The 18,005-nt window shown below is 63.0% G+C and carries 23 protein-coding genes and 2 pseudogenes; 13 read left to right on the plus strand and 12 right to left on the minus strand.

Translation table 11 applies throughout. From position 1 onward, the window contains the following. From NP825_RS10155 to NP825_RS10170, 4 genes are all read left to right on the plus strand, one after another. Complete coding sequence (locus tag NP825_RS10155; protein WP_257551117.1) at positions 1-1,233, plus strand: FAD-binding oxidoreductase; 1,233 nt, start codon at positions 1-3, stop codon at positions 1,231-1,233. Positions 1,234-1,390: 157 nt separating this feature from the next. Next, complete coding sequence (gene ybaL / locus NP825_RS10160; RefSeq protein WP_374046556.1) at positions 1,391-3,256, plus strand: YbaL family putative K(+) efflux transporter; 1,866 nt, start codon at positions 1,391-1,393, stop codon at positions 3,254-3,256. 442 nt (positions 3,257-3,698) lie between these two features. Continuing rightward, entirely contained in the window at positions 3,699-3,851 is a 153-nt protein-coding gene (locus NP825_RS10165; RefSeq protein WP_156482940.1) for a hypothetical protein, read from the plus strand. Between the two features lie 132 nt (positions 3,852-3,983). Further along, positions 3,984-4,154 carry a hypothetical protein gene (locus tag NP825_RS10170; RefSeq protein ID WP_184097106.1) on the plus strand — a complete coding sequence of 57 codons (171 nt, stop codon included), beginning with the start codon at positions 3,984-3,986 and terminating at the stop codon, positions 4,152-4,154. 120 nt (positions 4,155-4,274) lie between these two features. Here NP825_RS10170 and NP825_RS10175 read toward each other — a convergent pair whose 3' ends face one another. The 5 genes from NP825_RS10175 to NP825_RS10195 all read right to left on the minus strand — a co-directional run bounded on the left by NP825_RS10175 (position 4,275) and on the right by NP825_RS10195 (position 8,469). Continuing rightward, entirely contained in the window at positions 4,275-4,457 is a 183-nt protein-coding gene (locus NP825_RS10175) for a hypothetical protein (RefSeq protein WP_067184129.1), read from the minus strand. A gap of 11 nt (positions 4,458-4,468) precedes the next feature. Then, the gene (locus NP825_RS10180) at positions 4,469-5,770 is read right to left on the minus strand and encodes a glycoside hydrolase family 130 protein (RefSeq protein ID WP_067184126.1); all 1,302 of its coding nucleotides are present in this window, start codon (positions 5,768-5,770) and stop codon (positions 4,469-4,471) included. Beyond that, complete coding sequence (locus NP825_RS10185) at positions 5,763-7,946, minus strand: glycosyltransferase family 4 protein (protein ID WP_257551128.1); 2,184 nt, start codon at positions 7,944-7,946, stop codon at positions 5,763-5,765. The genes NP825_RS10180 and NP825_RS10185 overlap by 8 nt, the downstream gene beginning before the upstream one ends. Positions 7,947-8,087: 141 nt before the next feature. Then, positions 8,088-8,222 (minus strand): hypothetical protein, encoded by a 135-nt coding sequence (locus NP825_RS10190; protein WP_255211373.1) that lies wholly within the window; start codon positions 8,220-8,222, stop codon positions 8,088-8,090. 1 nt (position 8,223) lies between these two features. Next, positions 8,224-8,469: a hypothetical protein gene (locus NP825_RS10195; RefSeq protein WP_067105488.1), complete on the minus strand. Its 246-nt coding sequence runs from the start codon at positions 8,467-8,469 to the stop codon at positions 8,224-8,226. Between the two features lie 378 nt (positions 8,470-8,847). On the opposite strand from NP825_RS10195, the gene NP825_RS10200 reads away from it, so the two are divergent. The 6 genes from NP825_RS10200 to NP825_RS10225 all read left to right on the plus strand — a co-directional run bounded on the left by NP825_RS10200 (position 8,848) and on the right by NP825_RS10225 (position 12,421). Next, entirely contained in the window at positions 8,848-8,994 is a 147-nt protein-coding gene (locus NP825_RS10200) for a hypothetical protein (protein WP_257551136.1), read from the plus strand. A 30-nt stretch (positions 8,995-9,024) separates the two neighbouring features. Then, the gene (locus tag NP825_RS10205; RefSeq protein WP_257551138.1) at positions 9,025-9,978 is read left to right on the plus strand and encodes a hypothetical protein; all 954 of its coding nucleotides are present in this window, start codon (positions 9,025-9,027) and stop codon (positions 9,976-9,978) included. A gap of 431 nt (positions 9,979-10,409) precedes the next feature. Next, positions 10,410-10,733, plus strand: coding sequence for a hypothetical protein (locus NP825_RS10210; protein ID WP_067105485.1), 324 nt, complete (start codon positions 10,410-10,412; stop codon positions 10,731-10,733). Positions 10,734-11,142: 409 nt separating this feature from the next. Beyond that, positions 11,143-11,898: a hypothetical protein gene (locus NP825_RS10215; RefSeq protein WP_257551143.1), complete on the plus strand. Its 756-nt coding sequence runs from the start codon at positions 11,143-11,145 to the stop codon at positions 11,896-11,898. Further along, entirely contained in the window at positions 11,888-12,121 is a 234-nt protein-coding gene (locus tag NP825_RS10220; protein ID WP_067105482.1) for a hypothetical protein, read from the plus strand. The genes NP825_RS10215 and NP825_RS10220 overlap by 11 nt, the downstream gene beginning before the upstream one ends. A 30-nt stretch (positions 12,122-12,151) precedes the next feature. Beyond that, a complete protein-coding gene (locus NP825_RS10225; RefSeq protein ID WP_067105481.1) occupies positions 12,152-12,421 on the plus strand; it encodes a hypothetical protein in 270 nt (89 codons plus the stop codon). A 208-nt stretch (positions 12,422-12,629) separates the two neighbouring features. Here NP825_RS10225 and NP825_RS10230 read toward each other — a convergent pair whose 3' ends face one another. From NP825_RS10230 to NP825_RS10250, 5 genes are all read right to left on the minus strand, one after another. Next, positions 12,630-12,866: a hypothetical protein gene (locus NP825_RS10230; protein ID WP_257551146.1), complete on the minus strand. Its 237-nt coding sequence runs from the start codon at positions 12,864-12,866 to the stop codon at positions 12,630-12,632. Between the two features lie 79 nt (positions 12,867-12,945). Continuing rightward, positions 12,946-13,152, minus strand: a complete 207-nt coding sequence (locus tag NP825_RS10235; protein ID WP_212597297.1) for a hypothetical protein — start codon at positions 13,150-13,152, stop codon at positions 12,946-12,948. Between the two features lie 16 nt (positions 13,153-13,168). Beyond that, positions 13,169-13,312 (minus strand): hypothetical protein, encoded by a 144-nt coding sequence (locus tag NP825_RS10240; protein WP_212597296.1) that lies wholly within the window; start codon positions 13,310-13,312, stop codon positions 13,169-13,171. A 24-nt stretch (positions 13,313-13,336) separates the two neighbouring features. Then, entirely contained in the window at positions 13,337-13,594 is a 258-nt protein-coding gene (gene infA / locus NP825_RS10245; RefSeq protein ID WP_067105478.1) for a translation initiation factor IF-1, read from the minus strand. A gap of 15 nt (positions 13,595-13,609) precedes the next feature. Then, positions 13,610-13,816: a cold-shock protein gene (locus NP825_RS10250; RefSeq protein WP_067105477.1), complete on the minus strand. Its 207-nt coding sequence runs from the start codon at positions 13,814-13,816 to the stop codon at positions 13,610-13,612. 590 nt (positions 13,817-14,406) lie between these two features. Between NP825_RS10250 and NP825_RS10255 the strand changes: the two genes are divergently transcribed. Next, positions 14,407-14,784: a hypothetical protein gene (locus NP825_RS10255; protein ID WP_169799620.1), complete on the plus strand. Its 378-nt coding sequence runs from the start codon at positions 14,407-14,409 to the stop codon at positions 14,782-14,784. On the opposite strand, the pseudogene NP825_RS23645 reads toward NP825_RS10255, so the two are convergent. Next, positions 14,781-15,565, minus strand: a pseudogene (locus NP825_RS23645) (IS5 family transposase). The gene NP825_RS10255 and the pseudogene NP825_RS23645 overlap by 4 nt on opposite strands. 639 nt (positions 15,566-16,204) lie before the next feature. On the opposite strand from NP825_RS23645, the pseudogene NP825_RS10270 reads away from it, so the two are divergent. Next, positions 16,205-16,624, plus strand: a pseudogene (locus NP825_RS10270) (conjugal transfer protein TraG); the annotation flags it as partial. Then, positions 16,593-16,778, plus strand: a complete 186-nt coding sequence (locus tag NP825_RS10275) for a helix-turn-helix domain-containing protein (protein WP_082737236.1) — start codon at positions 16,593-16,595, stop codon at positions 16,776-16,778. The pseudogene NP825_RS10270 and the gene NP825_RS10275, both read left to right, overlap by 32 nt. 300 nt (positions 16,779-17,078) lie before the next feature. On the opposite strand, the gene NP825_RS10280 is transcribed toward NP825_RS10275, so the two are convergent. Next, on the minus strand, positions 17,079-18,002 hold the full coding sequence (locus NP825_RS10280; protein ID WP_257551160.1) for a cation diffusion facilitator family transporter: 924 nt from the start codon (positions 18,000-18,002) through the stop codon (positions 17,079-17,081). Between the last annotated feature and the right edge of the window lie 3 nt (positions 18,003-18,005).

An 18,005-nucleotide genomic window follows, 5' to 3' on the forward strand; every position in this document is an offset into this window, starting at 1 on the left:
ATGGCGGCCGCGTCCGCGACCCATCACCGCGATCTCCGCACCGGCCGGTCGATCTGGTCGGCGCGGCGTCGTCCGGCGATCTCGTCAAGGCCTTTGACGCGCGATATCGCGTGCGATGCAATCGTCGTCGGTGCCGGCGTATCGGGCGCGTTGATCGCGGAGGCGCTGTCAGAAGCAGGGCTCACGACCGTCATCGTCGATCGTCGCGGCCCCGCCGAAGGGTCGACTGCGGCATCGACGGCGATGCTGCAATATGAACTCGACACGCCGCTCTCGCTGATGGCGGAGCGGATCGGGCGCGAGAAGGCCGAGCGCATCTGGCGCCGCTCGCGCCAGGCGGTCGATGTGCTGCGCGAGCGAACCGAGCGACTGGGCCTCGCCGTCGTCGGCGCGACGCGCGGTTCCATCTATCTCGACGGCAATGTCCTCGACGCCGACGGCCTGGCGCGCGAAGCCGACGCCCGCCGGCGCGCGGGTTTCGAGGTCGAGCTTCTCAAACCCGCCGCGGTGTTGGAGCGCTACGGGATCAAGGGACGCCATGCGCTGATCGGTTTCGGCAATTATTCCGCCGACCCGCGCCGGATGACCCTTGGCTATCTGAACGCCGCCATCGCGCGCGGCGCCCGGCTCTATTCGCCGGTCGATATCTGCGACATCGACGCGCGCGAAGACGGCGTGACGCTTCACAGCGCGCGCGGTCCCGAGATCCGTGCGCGCCATGTGGTCATGGCGACGGGCTACGAGATGATGAAGGGCATCCCGCGCAAGGGAAACAGGATCATATCGAGCTGGTCGATCGCGACCCGCCCTCAGCCCCGCGCCATCTGGCCGACGGCCGCGATGATCTGGGAAGCCGCCGACCCCTATCTCTACATCCGCACCACCCCGCGCGGCGAGGTCATATGCGGCGGCGAGGATGAGGAAATCGCGGACGCGGGCGAACGCGACGCGAAGCTTCCCGGCAAGATCAGAACCCTGTCGCGCAAGCTCGCTGCCCTGCTGCCGGGAATCGACGCGACTCCGGTCCATGGCTGGGCCGGCAGCTTCGGCGACAGCCCTGTCGGCACCCCGACGATCGGCCGCATCCCGCGCATGCCCAACTGCTATGCAGCCATGGGTTATGGCGGGAATGGCATCACCTTCTCGATGATGGCTGCGCAGATGCTGCGCGGGCTGATCTGCGGCTATGGCGATCCCGACGCGGACCTCGTCAGCTTCCATCGAAAATTCTAGGCGGGTCCGCGCAACGCAGTCGCGCCATCGCACCTGTCAGTGTCTTTTCCTGCTTCCGATGAGCAGCATGGTCTTGGCGCCGTCGCTGGTGTAGGGTCGATCCTTCACCGCCACCGATAGCGCGGCCGCTTTACCCATCGGCGCTCCATCATACCGAGTGCCGCCGGCATGGCGGCTCTTTCCGAAAGGATCGCTATTGCCCCATGACACCAGCCTTCTCGCCATGCTCGTTATGGGACTGGTCCTCGCTTTCATCGGCGGATTCATTGCCAGCAGGCTGAAGCTGCCGCCGCTCGTCGGCTATCTGCTCGCAGGCGTGGCGGTCGGCCCCTTCACTCCCGGCTTCGTCGGCGATGCTGCGCTGGCGAACCAGCTCGCGGAGATCGGCGTGATCCTGCTGATGTTCGGTGTCGGGCTGCATTTCTCGATCAAGGATTTGGTCGCTGTCCGCAGGATCGCCATCCCCGGCGCGCTCGTCCAGATCGTGGTTGCGGCCCTGCTCGGGGCGGGCCTGGCGCATCTCTGGGGCTGGACCACCGGGGCGGGCCTGGTTTTCGGTCTTGCCCTGTCGGTCGCGTCGACCGTCGTGCTGCTGCGCGCGCTCGAGCAGCGCAATACGCTCGATTCGATCAACGGCCGGATCGCCGTGGGTTGGCTGATCGTCGAGGATCTCGTCATGGTGCTGGCCCTTGTGTTGCTGCCGGCGTTAGGGCGCGCGCTGGGAGAGGAAGGAGCTTCGGGCGGCGCGGGCGATATCGCGCTCGTCTTGCTTGTCACGCTCGGAAAGGTTGCGCTGTTCCTTGCGCTTGTCCTGATCGTCGGAACGCGCGCCGCGCCCTGGATATTGGAACGTGTCGCCCGAACGGGCTCGCGCGAATTGTTCACTCTGTCGGTTCTCGCGACCGCGCTCGGTATCGCTTTCGGCTCGGCCGCCCTGTTCGGCGTGTCCTTCGCACTCGGCGCCTTCTTTGCTGGCGTGATCCTCAGCGAAAGCGATTTCAGTCATCGGGCGGCCGCGGACTCGCTGCCGTTGCAGGATGCTTTTGCCGTCCTGTTCTTCGTCTCGGTCGGGATGCTGTTCGATCCGGGCATCCTGGTCCGTGAACCGTCCGCCGTTCTGGCAGTGCTGGCGATCATTCTGGCCGGCAAGTCGGTTGCGGCGTTTGGGATCGTGCTGGCCTTCGGCTATCCGGCGCGGACGGCGCTGACCGTCTCGGCGAGCCTGGCGCAGATCGGCGAGTTCTCGTTCATCCTGATCGGCCTGGGCGTCACCTTGGGGCTGGTCGAGGCGGAAGCGAGGGACTTGGTCCTCGCCGGCGCGCTGCTGTCGATTACGCTCAATCCGCTCGTCTTCATCGCTTTCGACGGCTTCGAGAGATGGCTGCGACGACGACCGCGGCTGTTGGCATTGCTGGAGCGGGGAAGCGATGAGAGCCTTTCCCGTCTGCCCGACGCGAAGCACAGCAGCTTTCGCCATCACGCGGTCGTTGTCGGCTACGGCCGGGTCGGGCGCGTGGTCGGTAGGATGCTCAAGAGCGAAGGTCTTCCCGTTATCCTCGTCGACAAGGATCGACGCCGCGTCGAGGCGCTGCGCGAGCGCGGCATTACGGCCATCTATGGCGAAGCATCGACCCCGGGTATTCTCGAGGCGGCGGATATCGCCCAGGCGCGGCTGCTCGTGATCGCGACGCCGGATGGCTTTCAGACACGGCGCATCATCGAGATCGCGCGCGAGCTCAATCCCGAAATCGACACCGCGATCCGGACCCACAGCGAAGCCGAGGTCGCCCATCTCGAAGGTCAGGGCGTCGGCCTCGCGATCATGGGCGCGCGCGAGCTGTCGTTCGGCCTCGCCGGCTATGCGCTGCGCAGCCTCGGCATTTCGAAGAAGCGCGTAGCGGCCATCGTTCAGAAGGAGCGCATATCCGGGGAAGGCGGCGCGTTCGAGCGCCGGCCCGACATACCGCCTCGCGAAGCGCCAGAACTGCGCCAGCGCCGGGGGGATGACGAGGATGCAGGCTGATCCGGTGCGCAGGCCCATTCTGCGTGGCGAATTGATGCCCGCATCATGTCCGTCTGTGATAGGATGTGTCATCACCCGATTTCGATCGCAAGCTTCCCGTGACTGAGAGACCTCGAGCTCCCGCTTGCCCAGCGGGAGTCAATTCGATGATTTCCATCCACGAACCCTCGCGATCTTTCGGCCGGATCATTCGGTTGTGGAACCGGCTTCTCCATCACGGGCTGGAACATGTTCCGCAAACGATGGGAAACGCGTTTCACCAGTCGCGGCGCCGGCGACACGACCTCGAGCGCGCAATCGAAAGCTGGGAGCGCGAAAACGACGCCTGCTCGGGGGTGCCGCAAACAGCCCATCCTCAAGTCGTGTCGTCGTCTTCTGTCCAGCATGCCCTTGAGCAATGGGACAATGAGGGCGGAGCACAACCAGCGAAAGGAACGCGATCATGATACTGCACAATCTCTTCGGCCGTCACCTCGTCGATTTCAAGGCGAGCCACTGGGATCGGGGGCGCTTCGTCAGCCATTGCACCGTTTGCGGTTGCGAGATGGTCAAACTACCCGGCTTGGTATGGCAGGCGAGCGGACGGCGGGGCTGAGACGATCGGCTCTGCCGCTCGACCGGACGGAATCGCTCTATTAGCGACCCGGCATGATAAACAGGAACAATGCCCTATCCCGCGCGTCTTCTCCATGCCCACTACCGGGCAATTGAAGAGAGGAGAATGGTCATGGTCAACCCCGACCAGAACCAGACCGGCAGCCAGCCGGGCCGCAAGTCGGAAGGCGAGCGCCAGCCCCAGCAGGAGGACGGCGGCCGCCGTCAGCCCGGCCAGCCGGACCGCGACAAGCGGCCTCAGCAGGGTGGAGAAGCGGAAAAGCCGGGCAAGCAGAGCAGCTAGTCCGAGCTAACCGATCGTCCCCAGGCCGGGCTGCGTGTCGATACGTGGCCCGGTTTCGTTTTGGAAGTGTCCTGCCGCGCTTCAAGTCATTCCCGCTCGCCGACAGTATCCGATTTCCCTTCACATGCGGGAACGGCATGCCTGTGCAACCGCGTCGGCAAGGCTGGCATAGCGATAGCCGTCTAGGAGATAGGTCGCGGCGGGCACGCGGGTAATGCCGTATCGATCGAGTGTTTCACGCTCGGCGGCGTCGATACCGCCGCATTTGCATGACCGGTCGTTGCCGGACGGGGTCTTGTCCATGTCGAAGCCTTTCAATCCTTGAGCTGGTCGAGAAGTGTCGTGATCCTGATCGTGGCGACGGTCGAAAAGGCGTCCGATATGGCATAGGGAAGCAGGATGCGCTCTCCGACCTTGATGGCGCCGCACGAATAGACGACGTTCGGGACATAGCCATGGCGCTCCGCGGTCGCGGGCTGGACGAGCGGTACGCGCGAGCGCCCGAGCACGCGCGAGGGATCGTCCTTATCGAGCAGAACCGCGCCGATCGAATAATGGCGTACGGGGCCGACGCCATGGGTGAAGAGCAGCCAGCCTTCGTCGAGTTCGATGGGCGAGCCGCAATTGCCGATTTGGACGAACTCCCAAGGATATTTGGGCTTCACGATCACCTCGCCGAGGCTCCATTCGTGGAGGTCGTCCGACAGGATGAGGTGCAGGCTCTCATTGTCGTGGCGCGCGATCATCGCATAGCGCCCGCCGATCTTTCGCGGAAAAAGCGCCATCCCCTTGTTGTGCGCCGCAGCGCCCTTGAGCGGTGCCAGATGGAATGTCACGAAGTCCCGGGTTTCGATCAGCTCCGACCTTATGCCGCTTCCGCTGTAGGCGGTGAAGGTCGCATAATAGATGGTCTGGCCTTCGTCGTGGAAGGCGACGAAGCGGGCATCCTCGATCCCGTTCGCCTGCCTCTCGGTGACGGGGAAGATCACCCGCTCCGCGATGTCGCTGGCGGGATCGAAGCCGAGTTCCAGACGATCGCCGACACGGGCGGTCACGACGGGCGTCGCGGCGAGCCGCGCGGGCGGGTCGATGGTAACGGTTCCGTCGGCGGCCAATATTCCCGACCGGAACGTCAGGGAAGAGATGTGGCCTTCGCCGACCGCGCGCAGGCTAAGGATGAAGCGGCGGCATCCTGCGGCGACTCCCGACTGGTCGGGGTGCGGCACGATGCTGGGATTGAACAGCGCGGCTGCTTCGAAGCTGTACTCATGAAGAAAGTAGGCGCCGACGAGCTGACGCTGCGCCTGCGAGAAGCTCTTGTGAGCTGTGAAGGCATCCTCCATTTCCGCGGCGCGCCGTTCGAATATTGCGGGGAGGTTGCGGTGCCGGTCGTCGAAGTTTCGCAGCGTTTCGGCAAGCAGCGCGTCGGTCTCGTCCGCGGTCATTGCGAGGACGCGGTCGACGATGTGATTGGCGCGGGTCTTGTCGACGGGATGCAGGTCTCGGGGTTCGACCGCCGGCCGGAACGGCCGGACGACGACGCGCGACGGGTCGGGCCGCAAGTGAAGCGCCTGCCGGTTGAAGAAGGGCGCGGATGGCGGAGCCCCGTCAGGCATTGATGGCTTCGTGTGTGGATGGGCTCGGCTGTGACGGCGCCCGCCGGTCCGCCGCTCTCAGGCGCTGCATATCGGCCAGCGCGAGCAGGAAGGATAGCACCGATTCCGCCCCCCGGTTCTCGTTCGCGCGGTCCGGGTGGAGGCCGTCGCGGCAACTGCCCGTCGCGAGGTCAGCCAGCTTGATGCCGAGATCGTTCGCGCCAAGAAACCATGCGAAGGCGCGCTCGGCTTCCGCACGCCACGAAGAGTCTGGATCGACGCCTTTCGCCGCGATACAGGCCGCGATCGTCGCGCAAGCCTCCAGCGGCTGTTGATCGAACGGTTCGGGACTATTGCGCGAGGTCATCAGGAAGCCATGCGAGCCGACGGGCCGGAAATGACCTTCGGGCGCCGTCTGCATCGCCACCAACCAGCGCAGACTTCGCAATCCCGCTTCGACCATGGTCGCCGAGAGCGCTGCGGCGCCCGTGACGATCAGCGCTTGCGGCAGCCGGGCGTTGTCATAGCTGAGGCCATTTTCGAACCATGTCCATTCGGGACCTTCCTGTTCGCCCAGCAACCTTTCGAGGCGGCCGGCGAGTTCGGCACGCAGGCGCGCGGCGGCATGATCTTCGGCATAAACCGCGCAATAGGATGCGAGGCCGAGCAAGGTGAACGCCCAGGACCGCGGCGAGGTGAAGGCCTCGACGTCGGCCAGCGCCTCGCTGAACAGCTCTTTTGCCCAGCGCGCATGGCCAAGGGAGCAGGCACGCGCACTATAGGCGCCCAGCGCCCAGAGCGTCCGCCCGTGACTGTCCTCCGAGCCCGCATCTTCCAGCCATCGCCGGTCGAAGCCCATGAAATTGCGAAAACGCCGATTGCCCGGATTCCAGCCGTGCTGGATGAAGGCCGCGAATGTGGATGACAGCCGGCGCGCCAGCGGCGCATCGGGGCCGCCGGCGAGACCGCAGCACAGGAGCAGCGCCCGTGCATTGTCGTCGATGCAATATCCATGACTGCGGTCGGCGATTGCGTGAACGGCATGCTGGAATATCCCCGTGTCGTCGGACATCGCGGCGAGATGGTCGAGCGAGATCGGTGGGAGGTCGGGTTGGACGTTCGTCCGCAGGCGGACTGGCCCGGGTTCGGGCATCCCCGCCTGGCGGCCGGACGCGAGCCTGCGCTCACGGCAAGCCTTGCGAAAGCTCGCGGCATAGCGCCGCGCCGAATTGGCCCAGATCATGGGGCGGCTCGCCGCATAGGCCTTGCGCCCCATCGCCAGACGTTCGGTGTCGTTGCCCAGCAGATCGGAAATCGCCGGGCCGAAGCCTGCCGGATTGTCGAACGGGATCAGGACGCCCGACCCGTCGGCGAGCAACTCGGCGGCGTGCCAATAGGGCGTGGAAACGACCGGACGCCCCAGACCATGCGAATAGGCGAGCGTTCCCGACGTCATTTGCGCCGCCGCCAGATAGGGCGTCGCATAGACATCGCACATCGCGATATGGTCGAGCAGTTCGGGGCGGTCGACGAAACGGTTGATGAACGCGACATGGTCATCGAGGCCAAGCTCGCGTACCCGCGCCGTCAGCGTGTCGCGATAACGCTCGCCCTCACGGGCCTGCAAGGCGGGGTGGGTGGCGCCCATCACGATATAGAGGACGTCGGGGGTGCGCCGGACGATTTCGGGCATGGCCTCTATCATCGTCTCGATGCCCTTGTTCGGGCTCATCAGCCCGAACGTCAGGATGATCTTGCGGTCGGTAAACCCCAGCCGCTCCTTGGCCGCGCGCGTCGAGGCGAGCGGAACATCGGGAATGCCGTGGGCGATAACGTCAATCTTCCCCGGATCGGCGCCATAGACATTGATCAGCATGTCGCGGGCCTTGTCGGCCATGACGACCACCCGCGCCGATGCGGTAACGATATCCTTCATGACGCGGCGCTGCGCCGTGGTCGGCCGATCGAGAACCGTGTGCAAGGTGGTGACGAGCGGCGCATCGAGCCTCGCTACGAGGCCGAGAATCAGCGCGCCTGCCTCGCCGCCGAAGATGCCGAACTCATGCTGGAGGCAGACGAGATCGAACGCCTCGCGATTGATGAAATCGGCGGCGGCGCGATAGTCGGCCACCTGGCCCTGCCGGATTGTCTTGCGGACGGCTGGCGGAAATTCGTGGTCGCCGCCCGGCTCGATCATCGCGACAATGGCCGTATCCGCAACCTCGCCGAGCGCGCCGACCGCGAGTTCGAGGTCGGTCGTGAAGGTGGCTATGCCGCAGCGGCGCGGGAGGGCATTGCCGACGAACGCGATCCGCAGCGCCGGCGTGTGCAGGCCATCTCAGTGCTTGCCTTTCGGTTTGGCGGTCATTTTCACCGCAGACGCCTCTTGGGCGGCAAGGGCAGTGAGTGCTTTGGGTTTTGCTGCCTTGGGCTTGCGGATCTCGCGATTGCTGCGCTTTTGCGATTTTGCCATGTCAGACGTCCTTCCGTTCGATCATCCGATACGAGAATTCGTCCGAACGCCGCGGGCGGGCCGAAGCGATCGCTCCGCTCCGGACATTCGGAGAAAGATAGGGACGGTGACGGTAGGGGAAGGATTTGAAGCACTGACCGAGGCTTTCGATCTTGCGCCGATATCGCATGACCTCCGAGGGTTTGGTCGCGGCGGAATAGCGCATCAGCGCGATCTGTTCGTCTTCGAGTAGCTGATTGAGGCACATGGTGCGTGCTCCTGCATCAAGCGAGAGCACAATTTTTGTCCCTCTGTCACATGGAGCTTGTTCAAAATTCAGGTGATGAGGGCCTTATACCACGGATCGCGCAAACCACCCCACGAATTCGGGGCAATTCGAATGCCTATATGTTTATCATTGCGGCCAACACTTCCCGGGCAGAGCGACACCAACCTGACGGCAATGGCTATGATCTGTTGATTTTGGAGGATTTGCGCGGGGTTGCGAACGCAGACGGCCGCACGCCTCGCCGGGGGCAATCGACCGCATTCGTATCGAGCCCGTTCGCTATTGGCTTGTCGTTTCCGCAGCGTTGCGCCGCGCGCGATCAATTCATTAGTCCTGCCTGGGCGGCCTGCCTATGTCATGGAGCGTATGAAGGCGCTCGCCGACGATTTGCCAGATATGGGCGGCCCCGCGATCGCCAAGGCGAACCGCCCCGGCTTCCTCGTCGACGGCAAATTGTTCCGAAGCATTGCCGTAGCGATATTCCGCGTCGAGCATCGCCCTTGAAATGACCTGTTCGCGATCAGGCGCATCGGCTTGTTCGCTCAAGCTGCGCTCCCGAATCCGCTGGCGGAGGAGTTCGGCGCGTTCATCATGGATGTTGACGTTTCGCCAAGTCTCCAAGGGCAATTGCCCGGTATGGCCGCGCGCGATGTCCTTGTCCGTCGATGGCCATGCAGAGCCGGGATTGACGGCGCTGCTGCTCCCACCGTCGTCCATCGATATATTGTCGGCAAGCGCTGCGAGCGCCATTTCATCGTATCCGAGCGACCGATAGATATCGCGGCCGATGACCCAGCGCGCTTCTTCTATCTCGGCCAGTCGATCGACTATATCTTCGAGTGCGGAGGCGCTGCGTTCTTGGGGCGTCATGCTGAGCGCCTTATGAATGAGAAGCTCGGCAATGAATGTGTCGCCGAGGAAATCCGCATATCCGGCAGCCTGCTCCGAGGTTGTCGGGTCGGCTTTGAGGCGGGCGGAACCGGGCCGCCTTTTGTCGGCAGGCCCGTCGTCGAGACCGCGCCGGTCGCGATATTCGGCGATCCGCCTGGCATAAGAGTCGGACAGATCGAAGCTGGACGGAGGATGTCCGTCGCGCCGCGCCCGGCTTACGGCAATCAAGGCCATCTGATGATGATAGAGAAGTTGATCGAAATCCATATTCCGTCTCCCGCGTGCGGGAGCGCGAAAGTCTCTCGGTCGCCAACATGCAAAAATGAGGCTGACGATACCCCCGTAGGTGGTGCGAACAACCGCTCTTTACAAGGCCAGATGGTCGCGCTGACCCGTTTCGCAGCGAACCACCGCGGTATCGTTGCGATCCCCAAGTCTGTGCGCCAGGAACGCATGGTCGAGAATTTCGCGATCCTCGACTTCCAGCTCGACGACGAGGATCTCGCCAGGATCGCGACCCTCGATCGGAAGGCCAGCAGCTTCTTCGATCACCGCGACCCGGCGAAGGTGAGGTGGCTCGGTACCCGCAAGCTTTAGGTCGATGAAAGGCTTCGCGCCGTCCCGGCGCGACGCAAATGCCGCACATGATCGAGAAGGCTGCCGCGACGGCGGTTCAACTTATGCCTGCCGAGACGGCCGAGCTTAGCCAAAGCCGAACAACCGCGGCGCGACGGCATTCCAGATGTCACTGCGTGCGATCCGCGACTCGGTCGTGTGGAACGGAATCAGGATCAGCGCAGCCCGGAGCGGTACCGGATGAATCGGTTCCACCCAAGCCCCCCAAGATCTGAATCATAGGACCCTCTCCCGGAAAATCGCCGAAAATCGTCTGGCTCGTCGGCTGTGGTCTTGGCTGTGAAGCGACGGGGTGCCACCGGCCAAACATTTGGTCAGCCGTTCGAAGCGCGCCGGATTTTGGATTCCCGCAAGGCCGGCGATATATTCGGGAGATAATTGGAGTCGCACCTATGGGAACGAAGGCCACTCGCGACCTGTGGGGCCAAGCCCTCGCCATCGAAAATCAGTTTGGCGATCGTGGGCCCGAGGTTCTCGCACGGCGTATCGACCGGCTGCGCGATGCTGGTGAAATCGAGGACGCGGAATTCTGGTCGCAGGTCGCCGGATGCCTGACCGATCTGCATGCGATCCGCCTGCCGGGCGCTTGCGCCGTCAATATGGACGGGCCGCGCGGCCAGCGCCAAAGTGCACACACGCCATGCAATTCGGCCTCGCCGGATACACCCGCGGAACGCGTGCAATTGAACTCAGTCGATCAGTTTCAGAGTGATTAGCTCGACCCTTTCTCTTCGACGGGTTCAATATCGGCTATCAAAGCACCCAGGCTGAATTTCGGCGCCGCTCGGTTGTCGGCTGCAAGCCGCTGTCGATCCGCAGCATTGCGAGCCGGCAAGCACGGGGCCGAACCCCCTCTCTTGTAAATGAGAAGCCGCTACCCCATCTCCATGAGATCGTCGGCGTCCTTTCGCTTGCCGGGGACTGAGAGACCATCGCGCTCCCGCTGAACGGGAGGTGGACGTGGATCTCAATCAACTCCTTTATCATCACCAGATGGCGCTGATCGCAGCGAACCGCGCCCACCGCGATGGGCGGCCCCACGCCAATTTCGATCTTCCGCGCTATTATGCGAAGCGGATCGGCGAGTATCGCGCGCGGCGCGGCCTCGGCGTCGGTCCGGCCCTCATGGCCGATCGAGACGGCGGCCCGCGCGCGGATCCTCCGACCTCGGCACAGGGCGACGACTATCCGGTTTTTCTTGGCGACACGCTGGTTGCCGAACTTCTCGTCAACAAGGCGCTGGCCATGACCGAGGCCGAGCGCGCGGCATGCGCGCTGGGCGGCATAGCCGAGCGCTTGACCGATCTCCACGAAGAGCTGTGGGTCATCGGACACGATATCTACCAGGCCCTCGATCTCGACGAGGAAAAACTCGCGAAGCTGGCTGCCGACCTGCCTCCGCCCCCCCCCACGAACGGCAGGCCGTGCATCTGCGGCCTTTCCGCCCGCAGTCGGACGAGGGCATCGTCCATAGCTATGTTGACCAGTTCAGCGTGGGAAGCTTTCGCTATACCAATATCGAGGATGCCCGCGCCGCGCTGCGTCGTCAGCGCGAGAGCGCTGCGAATTCCGGGAGGCAAGCCAATGATGCCTGACCGCAAGGAGATGCCGGCGGCGCGCGCGCGGACCAATCCGTTCAGGCGGCGCCGGCCCTTCGCACCGCTTCCGCCGCAAGAAGCGAAGCGTCAGGGCGCGATCAGCGCGCTCGCTTTCCAGTTGCTCGGCGGGCGCGATCCCGCGCTGACCTTCCTGAATGGCGAAAGCGCCGAATTGCGCGGCCGCCCGATCGCAATCGCCACCCTGAGCGATACGGGCTACGCTCTCGTCGAGCGGGAAATCCGCTCGCGCGCGGCCGAGACCGGTGAGCGCCATGTCAGGTGATCGGGAAGCCGCGCGGCATATCACGCGCACATGGTTCGAGTGGGAAATCGACGGGCTGGCACGCAAAGTCATTCTTGTCGTCGAAACCGATCTGGCCATGCAGCCCGACGAGCAGGACTATGACGCGCTTACTCTCGACATGCTGCGTACGGAAGCGATCGCCCGGTCGCGGGCGTCGCCCGGCGCGATCGATCGCATTCGCATCGTGCCCGTTCGCTACTAGTGGCCATGACACAGGGATGGAGCATCCGGCATGGCCGATTATGAAATCACCGGCATCCGGCAAGGCGGGATGGACGGACGGACGCATCATATCGAGGCGGTAAAAGTCGGCGAAAGCCTGTTCCTCGTCGATCAGATCATCGACTGGACGAAGGACGAGGTTCATCGCTTCTGGATATGGTTCCAGGAAGAGAGGATCGATATCGTGGCGCTACAGCACGGCTCGTCGCGGCGTTTTTATCTCACCGTCGACGGTGGCGGTTTCCCGCCGGCTGCTTTGCTGTCGCTCCCGCGCGTTTGATAGCGCGCGGGATTTGGACTTTCTGCTGCACCGGAAATCGTGCGGGCCATCGCGAAGAGACTTCGGACGATCGGGCAAATCTCCATCGCAAAAGGGCCTCGCATCTGCATGCGAAGCCCTTTCATCCTCTGCGCTCGTGACCAAAGGAAGCCCCATTGGCCTTCCCGGGTCGCGAGGAAAGCCTTTGTCATACGACAATAGGCCGATGCTAGGCGATGTCGAGCGCGATCGCGCCCGAGCCGGTCTTTATCACCGCGACGGGCCGCCGCGCATGCGCGCTGCTATATCCGACAAAATCAGGTTCGAGACCGCGTTTTTCGCGAAACCGGTTGATCCGCCGGGCATAATGGTTCGGGAGATCGAAACCGGCGGGTGCTTCGCCGGCGCGGTGTGCCCGGTCGGCAGCGATCACGGCCATTTGATGATGATAGAAGAGCTGGTTCATATCCATGATGGTGTCCTGGTGGGGCCTTTCGTCATGCTGACGGCCGCCGTGCCGGTGATTCAGGTTCGCGCTCGCGGATTCAGGCGAGACATTGGGCACGGACCGCTTCGGCGAGCCGATCCCTGTCAGCGCGGGCCTGTTCGGATTTGAACTGGCGGTTGGCCAGCGCGTGCCACGCGGCGGCCGAACGGAGATTGCGCTCGCGAACCAGTGTCAGGTCCGCCGCGGCGGCGGCGGCCTCGCATCGCTCGGCCTGTTCGCGATAATTGTCGCTGGTTGCTGCCACGGCGCTTTCCTTTCGTTCAATCGATCATGTCGGCGATCAGCCGCTTCAGTTCGCGGCGCGAGAGCGTTGGCGAACGGCGCGGCGTGCGGCCTATCACGATCGGATTGCCTGCCAGCGGGAGGCCGGCGAGCGCGGGTAGAATGGTGTTGGTCTGAAACATATTGGTCTTCTTGATTCTCAGGTGTCAGCGGCGCTTGCGCGCGCCGCCGGCTGGACCGCCGGGGCCGCGATCGCGGTAGACGATGCGGCCCTTGGTCAGGTCATAGGGCGTCATTTCGACGCGGACGGCGTCGCCGACCACCGAACGGATACGAAAGCGTCGCATCCGTCCGGCGGTATAGGCGATCAGCCGATGGCCATTTTCAAGGATGACGCGGAACCGCCCGTCGGGCAGGATTTCCTCGATCGAGCCCTCGAAGCTGAGGACATCTTCCTTGGCCATTGCCGAAGGGCCGGGTCAGGCCGCTTCGAGATTGACCGCGGAGATCTTGCCGTCGCGGCCGGTTTCCAGTTCGTACGAGACGCGCTGGTCCTTGCCCAGCGACGCCATTCCGGCGCGCTCGACGGCAGTCACATGGACGAAGCTGTCGCCCGAGCCGTCTTCATTCGAGATGAAGCCATAGCCCTTGTCGCTGTTGAAGAATTTGACTTTGCCGATCGGCATGAGTGTTTCCTTTCACGAAAACAGGATATCCGCCGGCAAAAGCACCGACAGAGCTGGAAGCGTGAGAAGGGAAGAATCGCCCCGGAGCGGGGTATCAAAATTCCGTCGCAGGCGACGTTAGCAACTGTGATATGGGCCATCCTTTTCGAAAAGTCAAGTTTCTGCCTGGATTTTCATTAAATGGCGAGGGCGGTGTTTCCTGTTTTTCTCTTTGAGGACTGGAATTATTCAATCGCAGCTTCTTACGGTCGCGGCCTCTCGTCGCCTTCTCGACCTGCTGGCGGATCTGCGCGATGCGCGTCGATGTCAGCTCTGGTGCCGATATAAGCGTCGTGTGCTCTGCATGAGCTATTGATTGGGACGTCGCCAACGCGGCGGGATTGGCTGGATGTATCTATGTCCGTGCCGGGCGGAATAACCACCTTCCAGAGCCGCACAATGCATAGCTTCCTATGTCTTCTGCAATAAGCGCCGTTCCAAGAGGCTTGCGAAACCACGGCGGCCATCTGCGATAATAGCGACGGTTAAGGGGGCAACGGAACTTCAGCCTGCGGTTCGGTTTAATTCAATCGCCATTGTTAGCGTCTGTCGTGCTTGACCATTCGGCTCTCGGCGCGGCGATCGCTTGCGTCAACAACGCAGTCTGGCCAGTGTCGATATATGTAGACGACATCATCGTGTCCTCGCACGATGTTGCGACGGTTGATCATGCTTTGAGCGAAATACGCGCTGCCGCCGATGCATCCGGCTTCGTTATAAATGATGCCAAGTCCGATGGGCCCGCAGCAGAGATCACCGCTTTCAACATCCATATCGGTAGCAGGCGTATGGAAATTGCTGCTGATCGGATGGTCGAATTTCTCGAAAATATTCAAGGCGGTTCGGACGAACAAGTCGCCGGAATCCTGAATTATGTCGGTAGCGTAAATGAAGGTCAGAGGGAGCTACTTGTAGCTGGGAGGGACTAGGTTTCGTGGACAAAGGGGAGCCACAGCAATGCTGAGGCGAGGCTGACGAAGCCGAGGTAGGAGCTTTTGCTCTTGTCGTACCGGGTAGCGACGCGGCGCCAGTTCTTGAGCTTGTTGAACAGACGCTCGATCTGATTGCGCAGGCGATATTTCCGGCGATCATGGAGGGCTGGTGCGCGCCCGCCCTTCTTCGCCGGGATCACGGCCTGAGTGCCCGCGATGGCGATCTCGGCGCGGATGGCGTCGGCGTCGTAACCGCGATCAGCGAGCAGGGCATGGACCCGGTCAGCGATCATGCGGAACAGCGGGCCGAAGCCCTGCACATCATGCGCCTGCCCCGGTGTCAGAACGAAGCCGAGCGGACGGCCTTTCGCATCGCATCGGGCATGGAGCTTGGTGGTGAAGCCGCCGCGCGATCGGCCAAGCGCCTCGGTTTGCTGAGTCCCCTTTTTATGCCGACCGCACAATGGTGCGCCCGGACGACTGTGCTGTCGATCATGTCGGCGGTGCGATCCCGACCGGCCATCTCGGCCAAGGTCTCCAGCATCGCGTCGAACACCCCGGTCTCCACCCAGCGCCGGTAGCGCCGGAAGACGCTGTTCCACTTCCCATATTCATCGGGCAGGTGACGCCATTGCGATCCGGTCCGCGCGATCCACATCATCCCTTCAAAATAGGGTCGATTATCGCCCGCAGGTCGGCAGCCGCGTCCTCGCTCTGATGGCAAAAGCGGTCCGATCAGTGCCCATTCCTCATCCGAAACACCGATCCGCTCGCCCAAGTCTGCCTCCCAAAAAGCAGCCTTGAATCAATCCCGAGCCACCCAGTCAAGCTTTGTCCACGAAACCTAACCCGAATCTATCGGCTTTCAAATACCGGATACGGGATGGCTATAAGCGCCCTTCGGTCGATCACGGTATCCGCAAAAGGTAGGATGCTCCGGCGGCCAGCCGCTCTGTCGGAACGCTATTCGCCCAAAACGCTGAAAGTGTTGAGGAACCTTCGAAAGTCGCGGCCTCGTCGATCAATTTCCTATTCCGCGCTCCGCGGCGCGGTCTCCTAGCACTAACTGTGCTCGGCCAAATGCCCAAGCATGTCGAGTAATACCGTACGGCGTGCGGCATCGTGCTCGACCGGCCGCTGGCGGAGAGCGAAAAGGACGGCGGTGCCCGCATTTCGGCTCGGGCTCATCAGAGGTGGAACGGCCGACATCAGGCGCGATGCAGTCACGCCGATACCTATAGCGAAATCTGATAGCCCTTCGCACTGCGTCGCGGCGCGTCATCACGCGCCATAACCGTCATATGAGATTTCACCGACCCGGCTGATTTTTGGGACGCCGACGCGATCCCTGCGTCGCCGGGAAAATGTCTTAACGCCTACCAAACTCCTTGTCGGACAGATTTTCGTCGTTTTCGCGATGGTAATCGCAGGCGTCTGGATCGCCACGCAATGGTGTGCGGCACAGCTAGGTTATCAGCCGCAGCTTGGACCGGCATGGTTTGTCCTGTTCGACACGCCGGTCTATCGGCCGTGGGCGATATTTCCGTGGTGGTATCACTACGAAGCCTACGCGCCCGAGGTTTTCGACAAGGCCGGGATGATCGCCGGAGCGAGCGGCTTTCTCGGCTGCGCGTCCGCCATCGCCGGGTCGCTATGGCGCGCGCGCCAGTCGCGGCATGTCACCACATACGGCTCCGCGCGCTGGGCTACAAACGGCGAGATCGACCGCGCCGGCCTGCTCAGCGACAGCAGCGTCTTTCTCGGCCGCAAGCGGTGGCGCTATCTTCGCCACGACGGGCCGGAGCATGTCATGGCCTTCGCCCCGACGCGCTCGGGTATGCGTCCGCATAGCCGCCGCGGTGAAACTCACCGGCATAGGTCGATCGACGCTCTACGAACTCATCAAGGCCGGCGAGCTTGAAACGGTAAAGGTCGGTCGATCAACCTTCGTCCGATACGCCAGTCTCAAGCGCCTGTTCGAGAAAAGTTAGGTGCCATGAGCGAGCCGCAGGAACGACAGGCAAGATCGCTCGCGCCTGTCCATAGGCAATTTATCCTGCAATTTCGCGTTTTCGCCAAATGCAGGATGAAGGACAAGTAAGCCCCACCACCGGCGTGTTCGATTCCCTTTTTTCGCGTTTCATCCCTCTTTTCGATTCCCATTTTTTCTTTGTGGTCGCGTGAGGGTATGAGTGAGGGTATGTCCTGTCCGATCGGAGAGAATATTCAATATTAACATGCCATTAGGTGGATGGTGTGGCTCCCGCTACCCTCCATTCCCCCATATCCGCCTACGCATGATCGCCCTTCTCGCACGCGGCATCGCCGCGTTCGATCTGAAGCGTCGCATGTTCGATCTCGAACCGGTCGTGCAATTGGTCGGCCACGCGCCGCCGAACCTGCTGCTCGTCTTCCGACGCGTCGACGACCACATGGGCGGTCAAGCTCCGGTCGTCGCCGGCGACCGACCAGAGGTGCAGGTCGTGGACGCTCGCGACGCCCGCGACATCGGCGATGGCCGCGCGCACCGCGTCGAGATCGATGCCGCGCGGAACACCCTGAAGCAGGATGTTCGTCGTATCGCGCAGCAATATCCAGGTGCGCGGCAGCACCCACAGGCCAATGGCGATGGCGACGGCCGGATCGACCCAGGTCCAGCCGGTCAGCCAGATGAGCGCCGCGGCCAGCAGAACGCCGACCGAACCGAGCATGTCCGCCCAGACTTCCAGATAGGCGCCCTTCACATTCAGGCTCCGGTCGCGCCCGCCGGCGAGCACGCGCATCGCGATCAGATTGACCACGAGCCCGAAGAAGGCGACGACCAGCATACCGACCGAGCCGACCGGCTGCGGATCGAGGAAGCGCTGGACGCCTTCATAGAGAACATAGCCCGCGATGGCGAAGAGTAGCAGCGCATTGAACGACGCGGCGAGAATCTCGAACCGTCGATAGCCATAGGTGCGCTTCTTGTCGGCCGGCCGCTGCCCGATCCGGATTGCCGCCAGCGCAATCGCCAGCGCCGCGGCATCAGTGAACATATGCGCCGCATCGGACAGGAGAGCGAGGCTGTTGAACAGCCACGCCCCCGCCAGTTCGGCGATCAGGAAGCTGCCGGTAAGGGCAAGCGCGATCGAAAGGCTGCGGGCGTTCGCACCGGCCGCATGGTCGTGCGCATGACCCCCGCCACCTTCGCCATGGTCATGCTGATGTCCCATCGA

The sequence above is a fragment of the Sphingopyxis sp. DBS4 genome (assembly GCF_024628865.1).
GTDB lineage: Bacteria > Pseudomonadota > Alphaproteobacteria > Sphingomonadales > Sphingomonadaceae > Sphingopyxis.

Coding starts and splice junctions, on each gene's coding strand:
- NP825_RS10180 (WP_067184126.1), bottom strand. CDS start 5,770: ATGCCTGACGGGGCTCCGCCATCCGCGCCCTTCTTCAACCGGCAGGCG.
- NP825_RS10170 (WP_184097106.1), top strand. CDS start 3,984: ATGGTCAACCCCGACCAGAACCAGACCGGCAGCCAGCCGGGCCGCAAG.
- NP825_RS10185 (WP_257551128.1), bottom strand. CDS start 7,946: ATGATCGAGCCGGGCGGCGACCACGAATTTCCGCCAGCCGTCCGCAAG.
- NP825_RS10220 (WP_067105482.1), top strand. CDS start 11,888: ATGTCAGGTGATCGGGAAGCCGCGCGGCATATCACGCGCACATGGTTC.
- NP825_RS10210 (WP_067105485.1), top strand. CDS start 10,410: ATGGGAACGAAGGCCACTCGCGACCTGTGGGGCCAAGCCCTCGCCATC.
- NP825_RS10195 (WP_067105488.1), bottom strand. CDS start 8,469: ATGTGCCTCAATCAGCTACTCGAAGACGAACAGATCGCGCTGATGCGC.
- NP825_RS10230 (WP_257551146.1), bottom strand. CDS start 12,866: ATGAACCAGCTCTTCTATCATCATCAAATGGCCGTGATCGCTGCCGAC.
- NP825_RS10165 (WP_156482940.1), top strand. CDS start 3,699: ATGATACTGCACAATCTCTTCGGCCGTCACCTCGTCGATTTCAAGGCG.
- NP825_RS10280 (WP_257551160.1), bottom strand. CDS start 18,002: ATGGGACATCAGCATGACCATGGCGAAGGTGGCGGGGGTCATGCGCAC.
- NP825_RS10225 (WP_067105481.1), top strand. CDS start 12,152: ATGGCCGATTATGAAATCACCGGCATCCGGCAAGGCGGGATGGACGGA.
- infA (WP_067105478.1), bottom strand. CDS start 13,594: ATGGCCAAGGAAGATGTCCTCAGCTTCGAGGGCTCGATCGAGGAAATC.
- NP825_RS10200 (WP_257551136.1), top strand. CDS start 8,848: ATGGAGCGTATGAAGGCGCTCGCCGACGATTTGCCAGATATGGGCGGC.
- NP825_RS10175 (WP_067184129.1), bottom strand. CDS start 4,457: ATGGACAAGACCCCGTCCGGCAACGACCGGTCATGCAAATGCGGCGGT.
- NP825_RS10250 (WP_067105477.1), bottom strand. CDS start 13,816: ATGCCGATCGGCAAAGTCAAATTCTTCAACAGCGACAAGGGCTATGGC.
- NP825_RS10155 (WP_257551117.1), top strand. CDS start 1: ATGGCGGCCGCGTCCGCGACCCATCACCGCGATCTCCGCACCGGCCGG.
- NP825_RS10190 (WP_255211373.1), bottom strand. CDS start 8,222: ATGGCAAAATCGCAAAAGCGCAGCAATCGCGAGATCCGCAAGCCCAAG.
- NP825_RS10240 (WP_212597296.1), bottom strand. CDS start 13,312: ATGTTTCAGACCAACACCATTCTACCCGCGCTCGCCGGCCTCCCGCTG.
- NP825_RS10275 (WP_082737236.1), top strand. CDS start 16,593: ATGTCATGGCCTTCGCCCCGACGCGCTCGGGTATGCGTCCGCATAGCC.
- NP825_RS10215 (WP_257551143.1), top strand. CDS start 11,143: ATGGCCGATCGAGACGGCGGCCCGCGCGCGGATCCTCCGACCTCGGCA.